The following is a 263-nucleotide window of genomic DNA, read 5'->3' as shown; positions in this document are numbered from 1 at the left end:
CGTTCAAGAGCAATGCCGAGGGCCTGGCGACTCCCCGATTTGTCAGCAGCACCGTGGCATATGGCTTGACCAGCAGCCTGAGCGGCATCGTCGGTGTACAAGCCAGCGAGGCGTACAACGCGCTATCTCTGGGAGCCGGCAAAAACACCGCACTGGGCGCGGTATCGCTGGATGTCACGCACTCATCGAGCAAGGCACGGGGGCAAACCACCCAGGGCAACAGCCTGCGCGCGCTGTATGCCAAGACCTTTGCCGGCACCGAC

The 263-nt window shown here is 63.1% G+C and carries 1 protein-coding gene; it reads left to right on the top strand.

What is annotated here, in order from left to right:
- Positions 1-263, top strand: a 263-nt coding sequence (locus SB756_RS31305) for a fimbria/pilus outer membrane usher protein (protein ID WP_410913397.1), incomplete at both ends; no start/stop codon positions are given.

It is taken from the genome of Pseudomonas sp. SIMBA_068 (assembly GCF_046534705.1).
GTDB lineage: Bacteria > Pseudomonadota > Gammaproteobacteria > Pseudomonadales > Pseudomonadaceae > Aquipseudomonas > Aquipseudomonas putida.
The sequence above is the reverse complement of the archived record's forward strand: the minus strand, read 5'-3'. Positions and strand labels throughout refer to the sequence as shown.